Source organism: Streptomyces sp. NPDC047061 (assembly GCF_040643955.1).
GTDB lineage: Bacteria > Actinomycetota > Actinomycetes > Streptomycetales > Streptomycetaceae > Streptomyces.
Genome location: NZ_JBEYVI010000019.1, coordinates 146,933 through 164,080, shown reverse-complemented (window position 1 = coordinate 164,080; position 17,148 = coordinate 146,933). Strand labels below are relative to the sequence as shown.

The following is a 17,148-nucleotide window of genomic DNA, read 5'->3' as shown; positions in this document are numbered from 1 at the left end:
TCAGGCGGAGTAGCGGGGTTCGGGGCGTTCGCAGGTGGTGTCCAGGTGCGCCGTCCGGCCGGACCGGGCGGCGTCCTCGACCGCGCAGAGCGCTTCGAGCACGTGCAGGGCGAAGGTGGCGTTGGCGCGGTGGGGGCCGCCCTCGACGGCGTTCGCGAGGTCGCGTACGCCGAGCCCGCGGCGGGCCTGTTCGCGGGTGCCGACGGCGCCGAAGAGCTCGACGGCCGGTTCCAGCACGGTCCAGTCGGCGTCGCCGTGCCGCCGCAGGCGTACGTCGCCGTCGAAGTGGTTGGGATTGGGCAGGGAGAGGGTGCCTTCGGTGCCGTAGATCTCCACGGCGGGCAGGTCGGTGTCCCAGACGTCGAAGCTCATCTGGGTGGTGCCGATGACGCCCGAGGCGAAAGTGAGGACGGCCGCGGCATGGGTGGGGACGGTGACCTCGATGGTGTCGACGGTCCGCTCGGGCGCGGTGACCGTCCGCCGGGGCGCGCCGATCCGGCTGGCGGCGGCCACCGACCGGACCGGGCCGAGGGCGTTGACGAGGATCGCGACGTAGTACGGGCCCATGTCCATCACCGGGCCACCGCCCTCCTGGAACAGGAAGGCCGGGTTCGGGTGCCAGGTCTCGGCCTTGCTGTGGCCGATGAAGGCGGAGGCGCCGATCGGATCGCCGATCGCCCCGGAGTCGACCGCCTTGCGGAGCGTCTGGCTCGCGCTGCCGAGGAAGGTGTCCGGTGCGGAACCGAGCAGGCGCCCCGTGCGGGCCGCCGCCGCCAGCGTGCCGCGGCCCTCCTCGACGGTGGTGGCCAGGGGCTTCTCGACGTAGACGTGCTTGCCGGCTTCGAGGGCGGTCACCACGGTGCGGGCGTGGTGCACGGGCGGTGTGAGGTTGACGAGGATGTCCACGGTGTCGTCCGCGTAGAGCTCGGCGTCGTCGCCCCAGGCCGGGACGGAGTGCTCCTCGGCCGCCTGTTTGGCACGGTCCACGTCGATGTCACCGACGCGGACGATCCGCAGCTCCGGGAAGCGGGCGAGGCCGGTGACGTACCGGCCGAAGATGTTGCCGCTGCCCAGGATGCCGATGCGATGCGTCTGCTTGGCCATGCCGTGGTTCCTCTCCGAAGGGCGATGGGGATGCGGGGGTGCGGCGCGGCGGAGGGCCGCGTCGGCAGGGTGCTCAATGGGTCCGGACCGGTGCTCCACGGGGACCGGTCCGGTGATCCGGTGGTCCGGGTCCGGTGGTCCGCGGTGGTACCGGCCGTTCAGGCCGGACCCGTTGGCCGGTTCCGGCGGGGTTGCCCGGTAGTGAACTGCCGTGCCGGGCGGGGAGACGAGGACCGCGGTCCGGTGAGCAGAACACCGGGAGTCACGTCATCGAATCGTGATAATTGCGGCTGACGGGGTGTTGGACAGCCCGTGTCGGGGCTCGTCGACGAAGGGTGTACGCCCGGTCGACCGACGGGTCGACAGGTGCGCGCGAGGAGGTGAAAGCCCAGGTCAAGTGGGCACCCGAGAGAGACTCCCGGGGTGTGTGACGGCCCCGCAGAGAACCACGGGGACGGTGTGCCGGCCTGCCGCCGGGAAGGGGTGGGCGCACACCCTGACACGGCCCTGCCGGCCGGAGCGCGGTCCATGGAGCGATCCGATCTCATTGCCTCGGATGCCTCCTCCGGATACTCTGAGCGATTTTTTCGAGCCGTCCGGAGGTCGTGGTCTGCGGTCGTCGAATCGGCCACGGCGTGAACGCCGGGTTGCCCCACACGATCGGTTGGTTCGCACAGAAGGGACAAGATGCCGCTTTTAATTTTCTGTGCGCACTAAAGCCGGTCGAATTCGGGCCGCCGTCCCGACCTGACCTGCCTGTTGACGCGCGGCCCCCGAGCACCGGATGGTGATCGGTGTAAGGAGGCGGGATCAAGACCGTGACCGTACATAAAGAGGCCGTCCCAGCTCACAAATACGGGCTGTATCCGCCGGTGCCGGCCGCTCTGCTGCCCGCCGTCCCCCTGGGGCTGCGCGCGGTCCTGGACCTCGTGGTCTCGGGCGAGGCGACCAGCAGGGCCGAGATCGCCCGGCGCACCGGACTGGCCCGCTCGACGGTCGGCCAGCACGTCGGCCATCTCGTCGGGCACGGCATCCTGGAGGAGATCGAGTCCGGCGAGTCGGTGCGCGGCCGGCCGCCGCGCGTGCTGACGCTCTCCCCGCGCGCGGGCACCGTCGCCGTCGCGGACATCGACACCTCCGGAGCACGGGTGGCGATCGCGGACCTCACGGGGCGGATGCTCGCCCAGGAGACCGTGCCCGTCCGTATCGAGGCCGGGCCGGACGTCGTGCTGGAGGCCGTGTCGGAGCGGATCCTCGGCCTGCTGGAAGAGGCCGGCCGCGACCCGCGCCGGGTCCGCGAGGTGGTGATCGCCCTGCCGGGTCCCGTCGACGTCGGGCGCGGCTGCGCCGTACGGCCGACGGGGATGCCCGGCTGGGACGGCCACCCCGCCGCCGCGCTGCTGGGCGCCCGCTTCCGTGCCCCCGCCCGGGTGGACAACGACGCCAATCTCATGGCCCTGGGCGAGGCGAGCCGACGGGAGGCCGACACCCCTCTGCTCTGTCTCAAGATCGGGGCCGGGATGGGAGCCGGGCTCGTCACCGCCTCCGGCGACATCTACCGGGGGGCGGACGGAGCCGAGGGCGATGTCGGCCACATCCCGGCCGTCGAGGGCAGCGACACCCTGTGCACCTGCGGCAACGTCGGCTGTGTACGCGCCGTCGCCTCGCACCGCGCCGTCCTGCGCGCCCTGGACATCCCGGAGACGACGGACGACGACCCCCGCCACGGCGAGCGCGAACTGGCCGAACGCATCGCCGACAGCGACCCGTTGGCGGTCCGCGCCCTGCGTGAGGCCGCCACGGCGATCGGCGAGGTCGCGGCCATGCTGGTCCTCATCTACAACCCGCGCACCCTGGTCCTCGGCGGCCCGCTCAACGACCTCAGCGACGACCTCCTGTCGGGTGTGCGGGCCGTCGTGTACCGCCGTGCCCTGCCCCTGACGACCCGGGCACTGGTCATCACCACGACCCTGCCCGACAGCACCTCGACGCTGCAGGGCGGCATCGTCCTCGCCCTGCGGGACGTGTTCAGCGAGCAGGGCATCGCCCGGCTGCTGGTGGACAACGCCGGGACGGACTGACGGCACGACTGCCTGACGGCGGCGGCCGGTCAGCCGAGGTGGACCGACCAGTCCTGCTCGGCCGCGGGCTTGCCGTGCAGGTCGGGAACCCGCTTCAGCCAGGCCGGCCGGCCCTGCTGGGTCCTGGCCGCACGGGTGGCCTCCTCGGCCGCGAGCTGGTCGCGGCCCGGGAAGTCGGTGGGCAGCCACTCGGCGGAGGCCCGCACCCGGGCCAGCAGGTAGCCGACGTAGGCCTCGCGCATCTCGTCGGGCGAGCCGAAGTCGGTGAGCCAGGCGTCCGGGACCTCGGCGAGGACGTCCCGGAGCAGTTTCTCGGTCACCCTGGGCGCGAGTTCGGCGTCGGCGGCCCGGGTGTCGGGGCCGTACCGGCCGAGGGCGTGATGGCGGAAGTCGTACGCCTTACCGGGGGCCGAGGTGTCCCAGCGGTGGTGGAAGACGAGGGCGGCGCCGTGGTCGATGAGCCACAGGCGCGGGGGCGCGATGCCCAGGGTCGGCCACACCATGAGGTTGGAACTGTGCACCGTGCGGTCGACGTTGACGGTGAGCGCGTCCAGCCAGACGATCCGGCCCGCCTCCAGCGGGTCCACCGGGAAGACCTCGGCGATCTGCGGGGTGAAGTCCTCGGCCCCGGGCAGGAAGTCCATCCCGAGGTTGACTCCGCCGCTGGCCGCGTGCAGGTCGCGTACCTCCTGGTGCGGTTCGTCCCCGGCGATCGCCGGGTCGAAGTGCACCAGGACCAGCTCGGGGAACCGCAGCCCGAGGGCCCGCGCCAGCTCCCCCACGATCACCTCGGCGACCAGCGCCTTGTGCCCCTGCGCGGACCCGGTGAACTTCACGACGTACGTCCCGAGGTCGTCGGCCTCGACGACAGCGGGCACGGAACCACCGGCCCTCAGGGGTGCGATGTAGCTGGTGGCGGTGACCTCTCTCAGCATCTTCCCAGGCCCCACGGATCACTTACCTTGCATTCAACGACTGGGGAGTCTCGATCGGCATCCTCGTCTCCCAGTCTCTCCGGCGGTCGTTCCATGACGGTACGGCCCTCACTGCCGGCCTCCGGCATGAAGTGAGCATAGTGACGGGACGTGACTGCCGAAGCCCGCACCCGGAGTCCTCGTCCGCTACGACGTGCCCGGTTACGACGCGCTCGGTTACGACGCGCTCGGTTCCGCCACCGGGCCCGTGCCGCGCAGTTGCCGGATCGTGCCGCCGAGTCTGTCGCGGAACCCCTCCAGCATCTGGGGCTGGGCGCTGACGATCCACTCGGTGCCGACCAGGTACTTGCCGCCGTAGCCGGAGGCGGAGTCCAGCCAGGTCTCCTTGAGTTCGTCGCTGGGGAAGGTGGTGATGAGGTAGTCGACCTTCCTGGTGTGGCACACGCCCTGGCGCAGTTCCGTCGCGTCGATGCGGATCTCGGGCGTGCAGCCGGTCAGGCCGGCGATCACCTCGACCTTCGCCGGGGCCACGACACCCTTCGCGGGGGCGTCCGACACGGAGACTCCCGACCGCTTGCGCTTGGTGTCGGCATCGTCGTCACCACCGCCGCAGGCCGCGGTCAACGGGACGATCGCCAGGCTCGCGGCCAGGGCTGCGCCGCGCATCAGGCGGCCGGTGTGCTGGGCTCGTGGCTGCTGTGGCACGTTGCCTCTCCGTTTCGGGGTGGTCCTGCCCGCGACCGGCGGTCGGCGGCCAGGCGTACGACAAGGGGTACGGGTGAGCATCAGGGGCCGTTCACCCCGTATGTCACGGTGAGCCCGTGGGGCGGCAGGGACCCCGCCCCACGGGCCGGACTCATGCCCGGGCGTCGGCGTCAGCATCGGCATCCAAGGCCGCACTACTTCTGCACAAGGGCTTCCTACGCTCCCGTGGCATCGTCCACCGAGCGCAGGGAGTCGTCCGTGACACTGATCGTCGCCGCCGCATCGCCGTTCCACGGCCATGTCCAGCCAGTCCTCACCGTCGCATCGGACCTGGTGCGGCGCGGGCACGAGGTCGTCGTGCTGACCGGGAGCCGGTTCGCCGAGGACGTACGGGCCGCCGGTGCCCTTCATGTGTCGTTGCCGCCCGCCGCGGACTTCGACGACCGGCAGCTGGACCTGTACTTCCCCGACCGTGCGGCCTTCCCGCCGGGACCGGCGCAGTTGGAGTACGACATGAAACACGTCTTCGGTGATCCGACCGCCGCCCAGTACCGTGCCCTGCGGACCCTGCTGGCCCGTCGGTTCCCGGCGTCCGTGGTCATCAGCGATCCGCTGTTCCTGGGGGCGACGGCCCTCAGCCTGTCCGCTCCGCCCGGCCGCCGGCCGGTCACCATCGGCCTCGGCATCACCATGCCGACCCTGCTGAGCGAGGACGCGCCGCCCATCGGGCTCGCGATGCCGCCCCTGGTCGGGGAGGGCGCGAAGAAGCGGCACCGGGCCATGAACGACCAGGTCAGGGAGGTCTTTTCCGGTGCCCAGCGGCATATCGAGGAGAACTTCGGGGAGAGCGGCACCGAGTTGCCCGGGTTCGTCCTCGACTGCCTGGTGACCGCGCCGGACCACTATCTCCAGCTGACCGTCCCGGAGTTCGAGTACCCGCGCGGCGACCTGCCGGCGTCCTTCCGGTTCGTCGGTCCGCTGCCGGCCGTGCCGCGCCCGCCGCGGCCGCTGCCGGACTGGTGGGCGGAGGTGGAGCACGCGGAACGGCCGGTGGTCGTGGTCACCCAGGGGTCGTTCGACAATCGCGATCTCGGCAGGCTCGTGCGGCCGGCCGTCGACGCCCTGGCCGGCGAGGACGTCCTCGTGGTGGCCGCGACGGGGCGCCCGGACGGTCCGGCCGTGGTCGAGGCCGCCGGAGCCGTACCGGCGAACGCGCGCATCGGCGGGTACGTGCCCTTCGACGCCCTCCTCCCCCACGCGTCCGTGCTGGTGACCAACGGTGGGTACGGCGGTGTGCACGAGGCGCTGCGGCACGGGGTACCGCTCGTCGTGGGCGGCGACGGAGAGGACAAGCCGGAGGTGGCGGCCCGCGTCCAGTGGAGCGGGGCCGGGGTCGATCTGCGCACCGGGGATCCCTCGCCTGCGGAGGTCCGCGACGCGGTGCTCGCCGTGCTCGCCGGACCCGGCCACCGCAAGCGCGCACAGGCCCTGCGGGCCGCGTTCGAGCGCCATGACGCGCTGGAAGCCGTCGCGGAGGTGGTCGAGGCGGCCTAGGGGCCGCTCCCCCACGGCGTCGGCCTCGTAACCGCCCCCCGACGACGGCCGCCCAGCCGCTTCCCACCGCCCGTCCCGCCGCGGACGCCCCGTGCCACGCCCGGAATGTCCAGCCCCGTGAGTGCCGACCCGCTGCTGCCTAGCATGAGGATCCGGCAGGGGGAGGACGGGGCGATGACACCGATGCCACTGCGGTTCGCGGTACTCGGGGAGTTACGGGTCTGGCGGGACGGGACCGAGGTGGCACCGGGACCGCCACTGCGCCGTACCCTCCTCGCCCTGCTGCTGGCCCGGGCGGGCTCCCCGGTGCCGTTGCCGGACATCGTCGACGCGCTGTGGGCGGACCGGCCTCCGGCGCGCGCGGTGAACATGGTGCACCGCCATGTGGGCGAGCTGCGGCGGATGCTGGAGCCGGGGCTGCCGCGGCGGGCCGAGGGCAGGCTGCTGCTGCGCGGCGGGGGAGGCTACCGGCTGCTGGCTCCGTCCGACTCCGTGGACCTGCTGCTGTTCCGCCGGCTCGTGGCGAGGGCCAGGGAGCACCGCGAGGTGCGGCAGGCCGTCGGGGTGTACGCCGACGCGCTCGCCCTGCGGCGCGGCCGGACCGCCGGATGTCCTGCGCAGGCGCCCGAGCATCCCGTCTTCACGGAGCTGGACCGCGAGTACGACGCCGTGGTGCGCGAAGCGGCCGAGGTGGCGCTGCGCGGTGGCCGTGCGGAGCACGTCCTGCCCGCCCTCTCCGAGAGCGCGGCCCGTCACCCGCTCGACGAGGGGCTCCAGGCCCTGCTCGTCCGCGCGCTCGCGGCCACCGGCCGCCGGGCCGAGGCGCTGGACGTGTTCCGTTCGACGGCCGGCCGGCTCGCGGACGAGCTCGGCGTCGATCCCGGCCCGGAACTGGTCGCCGCACAGCGGCGGGCGGTCGCCGGGCCGGAGCCCGGGGACTCCTCGTGGCGCGCGCAGGCCGAGCCGGCGATCCCGGAGCCGGCGGCCGTTCACCCCGGCAGCCCGGACCTCCCGTCCGTCGCACCTGCCCAACTGCCGCCCGCCCTCCCGGTCTTCGTCGGCCGAGCCGCGCAGCTGAACCGCCTGCGCGCCCTGCTTGACGAGGCCTCCGCCGAGGGCGGTGGAGCCGCGCCCGCGGTCGTGCTCAGCACCATCACCGGCCCGGCGGGCGTCGGCAAGACCGCGCTCGCCGTACGTCTGGCGCACGAGGCGGCCGATCGCTTCCCGGACGGGCAGTTGTACGTCGACCTGCGGGGTTTCGAGCCCGCCGGACGGCCCACGCGACCGCAGGACGCCCTGCGGGGATTCCTGGACGCCCTCGGCACCCCGGCCTGCCGGACACCCGAGGGGCTCGACGCCCGAGCCGCCCTGTACCGCAGCCTGACGGCGGGGCGCAGACTGCTCGTCCTGCTCGACAACGCGCGGGACGCCGCCCAGGTCCGGCCCCTGCTGCCCGGCACACCCGGCTGCCTGGTGCTCGTCACCAGCCGCAACCGGCTCGGCGGCCTGGTCTCCGCCGACGGCGCCCGCCCGCTCACCCTGGGCACGCTCACGCCGGCCGAGGCGCGCTCGGCGCTGGCCCTGCGGATCGGCGCCGCCAGGGTGGCGGCCGAGCCCCGGGCGACGGAGGAGATCGTCCGGCTCACGGCGCGGCTGCCCCTCGCGCTGGCCGTCGTCGCCGCCCGCGCCGCGGACCGGCCGACGTTCCCGCTGGCGACGCTGGCCGCACAGCTGCGGGCCGCGCACGGCGGGCTGGAGGCGTTCCGGGACGCCGACCCCGCGCTCGACGTGCGGGCGGTGTTCTCGTGGTCGTACGACGCGCTCGGGGCCGGCGCGGCCCGCATGTTCCGGCTGCTCTCCCTGCGTCCCGGGCCGGAGCTGACCGTCGAGGACGGCGCCGCCCTCGCGGGTGTGCCGGTCTCCCGGGCCCGGGCCCTGCTCGTCGAGCTGGCCGACGCGCACCTCGTCACCGAGCGCACGCCCGGCCGGTACACCTGCCACGGCCTGCTCCGCACGTACGCCGCCGAACTGGTCCGCGCCACCGAGAGCGAGGACGAACGCCGGGCGAGCCTGCGCCGGTTGCTCGACCACTCGCCCTGCGGGCTCATACGGCACCCGGTCACAAGCCAGGCACACTTCGTCCACTGCCCCCTGCCTACGCTCCCGCAACCACCCACACCCTTCCATCGGGAGCGAATCAAGTGACGTACACGGTGATCAACGGCAACCGGCTGTTCCACACCGACGAGGGGCCGGGCGCGGACGGCACCGGCGGCGAGACGCTGCTGCTGGTGCACGGCGGGACCTGCGACTCGCACGACTGGTCGGCGCAGATCGGGGCGTTCTCGGCACGGCACCGGGTGATCGCCCCGGACCTGCGCGGCCACGGCCGGTCCACCGGGCTGTCGGGCGGGATGCGCCCCCGTGAACTGGCCGCGGACCTCGCGGAGCTGCTCGACGGCATCGGCGCCGGTCCGGTGGTCGTCGTGGGGCACTCGATGGGTGCCGTGGTCGCCTCCGTCCTGGCCGTCGAGTACCCGTCGCTGGTGCGGGCCGTCGTCGCGGTCGAGCCCGGCTACGGGTTCGAGGCGGAGTTCGCGCCGCAGCTCGCCGCCGCCTTCCGCGTCCCCGACCCGGTCGGTACCGCCGCCGCGGTCCTGGGCGGGCTGGAGAACCCGGCCGCGACCGGCCCCGAGGCGGACGCGCTGCGGGTCTGGCACCGCCGGCGGATCCTCGCCATGGACCCGATGACCGTGCGGGACGTATTCCACGGCCTGTTCGACGAGGCGGCCGCCCCGCTGACCGTACGGCCCGGCGTCGAGAGCTACCTGGCTCGCCGGAGCTGCCCGGTGCTTTCGGTCTCGGCGGCCGCCTCGCTGAAGGCGAAGGGGATCGACGGGGACTGGGAGGCGGTCCTGAGCCCGCACCCCCACAGCGCGTCGGCCGTCCTCGAAGGGGTCGGGCACTGGCTGTTCCAGGAGCGGCCGGCCGAGTTCAACGCGCTGGTCCTGGGCTGGCTGGAAGGGCTGCCGACCGCCTGACAGCGGGCGGGCCGGGGCGCCGGGGGGGCGGAACACACGGGGATGCGGGACACGGTGACCACGAGGGTGACGATGCGGTTCGAGGTGCTGGGACCGGTGCGGGTCTGGCGCGACGGCCATGAGGTGGGGCTCGGCGCGGCCCAGCAACGGCTGCTGCTGGCCCAGTTGATGGCCCACGCGGGTCTGCCCGTCGCCATGGAGGAGTTGCAGCACGCCCTCTGGGGCGAGTCGCCGCCGGGCTCGCCCGCCAACGCGGTCTACCGGCACGTCGGTGTGCTGCGCCGGCTGCTGGAACCCGGGCTGCCGGTCCGCGCCCCGGGCCGGTGGCTGGCACGGGACGCCGGCGGGTACCGGCTGCACGCGACGCCCGAGACCCTGGACCTGCTGCGGTTCCGGGAACTCGTGCGGCGGGCACGGCAGAGCGGGACCCGGGACACGGAGGCGGCTGTACCGCTGCTGCTGGAGGCGCTGGACCTGCGCACCGGGCCGGTCGCCGGCGGCGTGCCGGTGGAGGCGCGGTCCCACCCCGCGTTCAACGCCCTGGAGCTCGAACACCTGGCGGTGGTGAAGGAGACGGCCGACGTGGCACTGGCCACGGCCCAGGCCGGGCGGCTGCTCGCCGTCCTGCACCGCGCCGCGGCCGAGCACGCGCTCGACGAACCGCTGCAGGCCCGCCTCGTGCGCGCGCTCGCGGCCACCGGGCAGCGGGCGGCGGCGCTCCGGACCTGGCAGCTCGTCCGGGCCCGGCTCGCCGACGAACTGGGCGTCGAGCCCGGCTCCGAACTGCGGGCCGCGCAGCAGGAGGTGCTGCGCGAGGACACCCGCACGAAGCCGTCCGAGCCGGACCGGGGCGCGCGAAGCGCATCCGAGCCGGGCCGCGGCGCGCGGAGCGCACCGGTCCGGCTGACCGTGGTGCCGGATGCTCCGGCGACCGTCGCCGCCCAGCCGGGCGCGCCCGGTCCGGCCACTCCGCGTCCGACAACTCCCCATCCGGCCGCCCCTTTCGTCCGGCCCGCCCAACTGCCCGCCGACCTCGCCGCGTTCGCGGGCCGGCGGTTCGAACTCGCGCACGTGGCGGAGCTGTCGGCGAGGGACGCGTCGGGCACCCGGATCGCCGTGATCAGCGGGATGGGCGGCATCGGCAAGACCACGCTGGCCGTGCGGTGGGCGCACCGCGCCGCCCACCGCTTCCCCGACGGGCAGCTGTACACCAACCTGCGGGGCTTCGACCCGGGCGGGGTCCCGGCGGATCCGGCGCAGGTGCTGCGCGGGTTCCTGGAGGCCCTCGGCGTACCCCCGCAGCGGACACCCGCCGGGGCGGACGCCCAGGCGGGTCTCTACCGCAGCCTCCTGGCCCGGCGCCGGGTGCTGATCCTGCTCGACAACGCGCGGGACGCCGAACAGGTGCGCCCCCTGCTGCCGGGCAGCCCCGGCTGTCTCGTGGTCGTCACCAGCCGCGACCGCCTCCTCGGCCTGGTCACGGCCGAGGCCGCGCTCCCCCTGGCCCTGGACCGGCTCTCGGCCGCCGAGGCCCGCGAGTCGCTGACCCGCCGCCTCGGCGCCGACCGCGTCCTGGCGGACCCGGGGGCCGTCGACGAGATCGTCACCCGCTGCGGGGGACTCCCCCTGGCCCTGGCAGTCGTCGCCACCCGGGCCGCCGCCCACCCGCACTTCCCGCTGGCCGCGATGGCGGACGAACTGCGGACGACCCGCGGCAGCCTCGACGCGTTCACCGACGCGGACCCGGCCGGGGACGTACGGGCGGTGTTCTCCTGGTCCTACCGTGCGCTCGGCCCCGCAGCGGCCCGCCTGCTGCGGCTGCTGTCCCTGCACCCGGGTCCCGACGTCACGCTGCCCGCGGCGGCGGCCGTCGCGGGCGACGACCCGGCCGCGGTCCGCTGCCTGCTCGCCGAGCTCACCCGCGCCCATCTGCTCACCGAGCACGCGCCCGGCCGGTACGCCTGCCACGACCTGCTGCGTACCTACGCGGCGGAACGCGCGGCGGAGCACGAGGATGCGGGCGAACGGGAAGCCGCCGTACGCCGTCTCCTCGACCACTACCTGCACACCGCGCACGCCGCCGGCGGCGTCTACTCGCCCTTCTGGCGGCTCGGTCCGCTGCCCGCCGCCGCGCCCGGGGCGGGGCCCGGGTCCTTCGCCGACGACACCCGGGCCCTGCGCTGGTTCACGGCCGAGGCACGGGTGCTCTCCGCCGTCGCCGAAAGGGCGGCCGCACGCGGGGACCACGCCCATGTCTGGGGCCTGGCCTGGGCGTTGGAGCGGTTCATGGACCGGCAGGGTCACTGGCACGACTCCGCGGCCCTGCAGCGGCTCGGCCTCGACGCGGCCGTCCGCGACGGCCACCGCACGGCCGAGGCCCATCTGCACCGCGGCCTGGCCCGGGCCTCGGCCCGCCTGGAACGGTACGACGACGCCCGCACCCACATCCGGCACTCCCTCGGCCTGTTCGCCGCACTCGGTGACCGGCTCGGCCTCGCCCACGCCCACCGCAGCCACGGCTGGCTCCTCGACCGCCTCGGCGACCACGACGGCGCCCTCGACGCGGCCGACCGGGCGCTCGCCCTCTACCGGGCCCTCGGCGACCGTGCCGCGGAGACCAGCGCCCTGCACGCGCTGGGCTGGACCCACGTCCTGCGGGGCGAACACCAGCGGGCCGCCGCCTACTTCGAGGAGGCGCTCGGCGGCCTCGCCGGACTCGACGGCACCCGGTACGGCGAGGCCGGGACCTGGGACAGCCTCGGTGTCGCCCGCCACCACCTCGGGGAGCACCGGCGGGCCGTCGCCGCGTACCAGTGCGCGCTGCGGCTCTACCGCGAGGTCGGCGACCTGTTCAGCGAGGCCGGCACACTCCGTCACCTCGGCGACACCTACCTCGCCACCGGCGACCCCGGCGCGGCCCGCACGGTCTGGGAGCGCGCGTTGCGGCTGCTGACCCGGACCGACCCGACCGCGGCCGACGAGATCCGTACGCGTCTGCTGGCCCTCGGGGACGAGGTGCCGGCGCCGCGGATCGCCCTCGTGTCCGCGTCCCCCGAGAACCTGGCCGGGACCGCCGGGACCCGACCCGAGTGACGTGCCCCTTGCGGGCCCGGGCGCCGTACCGGCCTCGGCGCAGTACCGGCCTCGGCCGGTCGCCGGCCGGCCCTAGTCGGCGGCCAGTTTCCGCAGCGCCCAGGACGCGACCGGCGTGGGCAGGGTGCGCAGCGTGCGGACCAGCGTCGCCGTGGGCCACGGGAAGTACGCCTGCGCCGGTTCGTTCTCCAGGGCCCGTACGACGTGCCGGGCCGCCCGCTCCGTACTGATCTGGAACGGCTTGGGCAGCCCGTCCCCGCTGATGCGGTCGGTGGCGACGAAGCCCGGGTGCAGGGAGGTGAACCTGATTCCCTGGGGCTCCAGTTCGACGCGTGCGGCGTCGATGAGCGTGCGGGCGGCCGCCTTCGCCGCCGAGTACGGCCCCTGACGGGGGAGGCCCATCAGCCCCGCCAGGGAATTGGTGTGCGCGATCAGGCCCCCGCCGGGCTGACCGCGCAGCTGGTGGATCAGCGGGACCAGGTAGTTGACCACGACGTCGTAGTTCAGCGCCATGATCCGTGACACGTCCGCGACGTCCACCCGGTCCATGCGCATGTCCGGTCCCTGGCCGGCGTTCAGGAGCGCGACGTCGACCGAGCCGTACTCCTCGACGGCGGCCGCCACCACGGCGGCGGCCGCCCGTGGGTCCAGTGCGTCCGCCGGGATGTCCAGGCAGGCGCTGCCCGCGGCCCGGATGTCCTTCGCCACGGTGGCGAGTTCGGCCTCGCGCCGTGCCGTGATCACGAATCGGTTGGCACCGCGGGCGAGCAGGCGTGCCACCTCCGCGCCGATCCCCGACGAGGCGCCGACTATCAGAACCGTCCGGTCGGTGATGCGTGCCATGCCGTTCCTCCACTCGGTGGTGTCAGCGTAGGCAGGGTAAGTGGACGGAATGTGCGGAGGCGCACCTGCTTGCGTGGTGCGGGGCAGGCCCGGGCCTGTGCCGGGTCGCGTGAGAGCATGAATGCATGCGCCTGACCGCCGATGGGACGACGCCGGTCTCGCGGTCCGTCCTGGCGAACGAGCTGAGGACGGACGACGGTTACGTCTTCGAGCTGAGGGACCCGCTGTTGCTGCTGGCGGGCGACCGGATCGCGTTCGAGGACACCGTGCCGGTCGTCACGCGGGCTTCCGGAGAGCGGGTGACGCCTGCCGGCGACTGGTCCACGCGCTGCTCGGTCGTCCGGCCGGCCGGATGACCACGCCTGCGACTGCTCTCGCCGTCGACCAGGACCGTGATCAGCTCGGGGGCCACGATCGACCCCCGCCGTGGCCGGACCGACTCCCTTGCAAACAGCCGACGTCGAGGGTCGCAGCCGCGCCCCGGAGCAGGCCTGCGGGCCGGTCCAGGACATCGCGCGCCGGCCGTGTCCCGCTGGCCCCTGCCTCGCCGAATCCCCCTGATCCGGGCGAGCGGACCGCACCCGGCGAGCGCCTCGCCGTCCGCACCGAGCGGCCGGTCACCGTCGCCTAGGTCTTTTTCGATACCGCCGGCACGCACCGCCATGCGAGGCCCGCGGCGGCCAGGTAGGCGAGCGCGCCGATGGCCATGCTGGTGCGCAGCCCGGTGGTGTAGTCGGTGGCGGTGGCGAGCAGGCTGCCGCCGAGCGCGACGCCGGTGGCGCTGCCGATCTGGCGGGTGGTGTTGAACAGGGCGGAGGCGGCGCCCGAGTACGCCGCGGGTGCCGCACCCATGACGGTGGCGGTCGAACCGGTGAGGGCGAAGGAGGTACCGAACCCCGCGGCCATCATCGGCGCCACCAGCACCGGGTAGGCGGGGTCGGCGCCCGCCGCGGCCCACCCGGCCAGGCCCAGGGCCGCGAGGAGCATGCCGGAGACCACCAGCGGACGATGGCCGGTGCGGCGGGCCAGCCGCCCGGACAGCACGGAGGCGAACATGGTCATCGCCACCGCCGGGAACAGCGCCAGCCCGGTGCCGAGGGCGCTGAAGCCGCGCCCGCGCTGGAACTCCAGGCTGGCGGTGAACACCATGCCGTAGAAGGCGAAGTTGAACAGCAGGCCGATGACGGCTCCACCGCTCATCGCACGAGACCGCAGCAGGCTCGGCGGAAGGACCGGAGAGCGGGCCAGCCGCTCGCGCACGGCGAACGCCGCGGCGGCCAGCACGGCCAGACCCACCCCGGCGAGCACGGCCGGATCGGACCAGCCCCGGCGTCCGGCCTCGTTGAGCGCCGCGGTCAGCAGCGCCGCGGCCGCCACCACCGCGCACTGCGCCGGCCAGTCCAGTGCCCGGTCGGCGCGCCGGGGCGAGCACGCCACATGGCGCAGCGTCAGCACCAGACAGGCCACACCGACGGGCAGGTTGACGAGGAACACCCAGCGCCAGCCCAGCGTGGAGACGAGCAGCCCGCCCAGCAGCGGACCGGCGGCGGCCGCGATGCCCGCCATCGATCCCCACAGTCCGAAGGCCCGCGAGCGGGCGGCCGGCGTCGGGTAGGCCTGCTGAAGCAGGGCCAGCGAACCGGGCACGATCAGCGCCGCGCCGAGCCCCTCCACCAGCCGGGCCACGACCAGGAACGGGGCGCTCACCGCGAGCGCGCACGCGGCCGAGGACAGCGTGAACACCGCCACGCCTGCGCAGAAGACCCGGCGGTTGCCCACCCGGTCCCCCAGTGCGCCACCGGTCAGCAGGAACCCGGCGAAGACCAGGGTGTACCCGTCGGTGATCCACTGGATCCCGGTGAGCGAGGCCGACAGCTCGCGGCCGATCACCGGCACGGCGACGTTGATGGCCGTCACGTCCAGGATCACCATGAAGTACCCGGCGCACACCGCCAGCAGCGGCGCCCAGGCCCGCCGCGCGGACTCCGGAGCCGGCTCGGGAGAGGACACCGGCTCACCACCACCGGCCGACTCCGCGAACGCCACGGCACCGACTCCATCCCGTTCAACGGCATATGAAATATGACGTATGGCAGCAGAAGCCACCATCATGCACATATGTGGAGCTGTTCGGGCCGTTTCGCGTGTGACGTCCCGTCGTGCCCGCCGTCGGTCCGGCCCGCGATGTCAGGCCAGGGGATTCGGCAGCGGCAGATAGCGCGCGTCGGCGCCGTCCGCGCCGGTCCAGCGCAGCAGCAGGTTCGTCTTGCCCGGGAGGGTCGGGGACGTCAGCAGGTCGGTGACCTCCGGGAGCTCATGCCGGGCCAGCTCCCGTCGCGCCGCGGGCCACGGATCGAACCCGGGGTGGTGCTCTGCGAGCGCGGCGGCCACCTCGGTCAGGTGGTTGACGACCAGGCAGTACACCAGCCGCTCCCACCCGGCGGCCCGCTCCACGTCGGCCAGCAGCTTGACCCCTTCGGCGTCCCGGTACAGCGCCTGCACCGGAACGCCGTCCCCGTCGACGGCAACCAGGGTGTTCTGCAGATGCGCCTCGATGACGACGCCGTGCTCGGCGAACGCGGTGAGGGCCGGGGGTACGACCGCCCGCAGATACGCCTCCCACCAGGCACCCGGGTCCAAAGCCGCGGCCAGCGGGTCGCCGTCGAAGCCCTCCACCAGGCCCGCGGCGAGCAACGGGGTGGCCCCCGGCAGCAGCGCCCCGCGCAGCCCGTCCCGGACCAGCACGGCGAGCTCCTCGAAGGCGAAGCGGGCGGTGCGGTAGCCGCGGTCGCCGAGCCAGCCGGCGGGCCCGCCCATCGCCGTGAACGCGGCGGTCGCGGCCGCGTTGGTGCGGCGCAGTCTCCGCAGGTCGTGGGCCCACAGGCGGCGGATGTCATTGGTGATCCGGACGTCCAGGCTGAACTTCAGGAAGAGATCCCGCTCCGGCTCGTACACCGTGCGGATCGCGGCCGTCGGCCAGGTAGTGAACCCGGTCCCGCCGAGGCGCAGCAGCCGCCCGTCCGCGAAGGCCGGGGCGAGGTCACTGGCGACCAGGTCCAGCTGCCAGGGGTGGGCGGGCAGCAGCCGGTAGCCCCGCGGTACGGCGCCCGAGGCGTCCAGGGCGTCCAGCGCGGCGGTGTCGCCCTCCTCCACCACCTGGTCCTCGCGGACCGCGAGCAGCACCAGCGGGAACCGGGCGTGCGCCTCGGGGGCGTACGGCAACCAGGCGGCGACCGGGCCGCCGCCGCGCGCCTTGGGGGCGGGGTGGTAGGGATGGCCGGTGATGAGGGACTGTTCCGAACGCAGATACGGGTCGTCGGGCGCCGTCGCCCGGGCGCGTGCCGTGAGCAGCGCGGCGACCGCGTCCCGGCTGTCGATCATCTCGGTCGGCAGGTCGCCGTTGGACAGCCCGGTGTGGCCGCGCAGTTCCTCGGCGACGAGTTTCACCAGCTCGGCGTGGCCGACGTGGTGCCAGGTGCCGTCCGCGTACACCTCGGGCGCGGCCGGCCGGCGTTCGCCGCGCACCCGCAGCAGCCGACCGCCGCCGGGCAGCCGGTAGACCCGCGACCGCCCTTCCCCGGCGTCCGGGAGCGGCTGGGCCACCTCCCGCAGCAGGCAGTTGAGCAGGGGTGCGGCAGCGTACGCGTCGGCGCGCTCGCCGACGGCGTCGCTGGAGGGCATGAGGTCCACTCGTTCCATTCGTTCTCTGCGTCTCGTTCTCTGCGTCCACAGAGTCCGATCGTGATCAGTATGTCGCTCGTCACCGGTCATCATGACCCCCGTACCCGTCAC

General features: G+C 74.2%; 12 protein-coding genes. 6 read left to right on the top strand and 6 right to left on the bottom strand.

The window, feature by feature from the left end; all coding sequences use genetic code 11:
- Positions 1 to 1,104: a Gfo/Idh/MocA family oxidoreductase gene (locus ABZ887_RS26275; RefSeq protein ID WP_361293642.1), complete on the bottom strand. Its 1,104-nt coding sequence runs from the start codon at positions 1,102 to 1,104 to the stop codon at positions 1 to 3.
- Positions 1,105 to 1,922: 818 nt separating this feature from the next.
- On the opposite strand from ABZ887_RS26275, the gene ABZ887_RS26270 reads away from it, so the two are divergent.
- Positions 1,923 to 3,185 (top strand): ROK family transcriptional regulator, encoded by a 1,263-nt coding sequence (locus ABZ887_RS26270; protein WP_361293639.1) that lies wholly within the window; start codon positions 1,923 to 1,925, stop codon positions 3,183 to 3,185.
- Positions 3,186 to 3,214: 29 nt separating this feature from the next.
- On the opposite strand, the gene ABZ887_RS26265 is transcribed toward ABZ887_RS26270, so the two are convergent.
- Positions 3,215 to 4,120 carry a HipA family kinase gene (locus ABZ887_RS26265; RefSeq protein WP_361293726.1) on the bottom strand — a complete coding sequence of 302 codons (906 nt, stop codon included), beginning with the start codon at positions 4,118 to 4,120 and terminating at the stop codon, positions 3,215 to 3,217.
- A 216-nt stretch (positions 4,121 to 4,336) separates the two neighbouring features.
- Positions 4,337 to 4,786, bottom strand: a complete 450-nt coding sequence (locus tag ABZ887_RS26260) for a hypothetical protein (protein ID WP_361293723.1) — start codon at positions 4,784 to 4,786, stop codon at positions 4,337 to 4,339.
- Positions 4,787 to 5,083: 297 nt separating this feature from the next.
- Between ABZ887_RS26260 and ABZ887_RS26255 the strand changes: the two genes are divergently transcribed.
- The 4 genes from ABZ887_RS26255 (at position 5,084) to ABZ887_RS26240 (ending at position 12,513) form a co-directional block, all read left to right on the top strand.
- Positions 5,084 to 6,379 carry a glycosyltransferase gene (locus ABZ887_RS26255; protein WP_361293636.1) on the top strand — a complete coding sequence of 432 codons (1,296 nt, stop codon included), beginning with the start codon at positions 5,084 to 5,086 and terminating at the stop codon, positions 6,377 to 6,379.
- A 174-nt stretch (positions 6,380 to 6,553) separates the two neighbouring features.
- Positions 6,554 to 8,584 carry a BTAD domain-containing putative transcriptional regulator gene (locus ABZ887_RS26250; RefSeq protein ID WP_361293633.1) on the top strand — a complete coding sequence of 677 codons (2,031 nt, stop codon included), beginning with the start codon at positions 6,554 to 6,556 and terminating at the stop codon, positions 8,582 to 8,584.
- Positions 8,581 to 9,420: an alpha/beta hydrolase gene (locus tag ABZ887_RS26245; RefSeq protein WP_361293630.1), complete on the top strand. Its 840-nt coding sequence runs from the start codon at positions 8,581 to 8,583 to the stop codon at positions 9,418 to 9,420. Before ABZ887_RS26250 ends, ABZ887_RS26245 begins: the two co-directional genes overlap by 4 nt.
- Positions 9,421 to 9,474: 54 nt before the next feature.
- Positions 9,475 to 12,513 carry a BTAD domain-containing putative transcriptional regulator gene (locus ABZ887_RS26240; protein ID WP_361293627.1) on the top strand — a complete coding sequence of 1,013 codons (3,039 nt, stop codon included), beginning with the start codon at positions 9,475 to 9,477 and terminating at the stop codon, positions 12,511 to 12,513.
- 72 nt (positions 12,514 to 12,585) lie between these two features.
- Here ABZ887_RS26240 and ABZ887_RS26235 read toward each other — a convergent pair whose 3' ends face one another.
- Positions 12,586 to 13,356, bottom strand: coding sequence for an SDR family NAD(P)-dependent oxidoreductase (locus ABZ887_RS26235; RefSeq protein WP_361293624.1), 771 nt, complete (start codon positions 13,354 to 13,356; stop codon positions 12,586 to 12,588).
- A gap of 125 nt (positions 13,357 to 13,481) precedes the next feature.
- On the opposite strand from ABZ887_RS26235, the gene ABZ887_RS26230 reads away from it, so the two are divergent.
- Positions 13,482 to 13,712, top strand: coding sequence for a hypothetical protein (locus ABZ887_RS26230; protein WP_361293621.1), 231 nt, complete (start codon positions 13,482 to 13,484; stop codon positions 13,710 to 13,712).
- A gap of 271 nt (positions 13,713 to 13,983) precedes the next feature.
- Here ABZ887_RS26230 and ABZ887_RS26225 read toward each other — a convergent pair whose 3' ends face one another.
- Both ABZ887_RS26225 and ABZ887_RS26220 read right to left on the bottom strand, forming a co-directional pair.
- Positions 13,984 to 15,402, bottom strand: coding sequence for an MFS transporter (locus ABZ887_RS26225; RefSeq protein WP_361293618.1), 1,419 nt, complete (start codon positions 15,400 to 15,402; stop codon positions 13,984 to 13,986).
- A gap of 141 nt (positions 15,403 to 15,543) precedes the next feature.
- Positions 15,544 to 17,055, bottom strand: coding sequence for an IucA/IucC family protein (locus ABZ887_RS26220; RefSeq protein ID WP_361293615.1), 1,512 nt, complete (start codon positions 17,053 to 17,055; stop codon positions 15,544 to 15,546).
- Positions 17,056 to 17,148: the final 93 nt, after the last annotated feature.

Coding starts and splice junctions, on each gene's coding strand:
- ABZ887_RS26260 (WP_361293723.1), bottom strand. CDS start 4,786: ATGCGCGGCGCAGCCCTGGCCGCGAGCCTGGCGATCGTCCCGTTGACC.
- ABZ887_RS26275 (WP_361293642.1), bottom strand. CDS start 1,104: ATGGCCAAGCAGACGCATCGCATCGGCATCCTGGGCAGCGGCAACATC.
- ABZ887_RS26265 (WP_361293726.1), bottom strand. CDS start 4,120: ATGCTGAGAGAGGTCACCGCCACCAGCTACATCGCACCCCTGAGGGCC.
- ABZ887_RS26220 (WP_361293615.1), bottom strand. CDS start 17,055: ATGGAACGAGTGGACCTCATGCCCTCCAGCGACGCCGTCGGCGAGCGC.
- ABZ887_RS26250 (WP_361293633.1), top strand. CDS start 6,554: ATGACACCGATGCCACTGCGGTTCGCGGTACTCGGGGAGTTACGGGTC.
- ABZ887_RS26235 (WP_361293624.1), bottom strand. CDS start 13,356: ATGGCACGCATCACCGACCGGACGGTTCTGATAGTCGGCGCCTCGTCG.
- ABZ887_RS26230 (WP_361293621.1), top strand. CDS start 13,482: ATGCGCCTGACCGCCGATGGGACGACGCCGGTCTCGCGGTCCGTCCTG.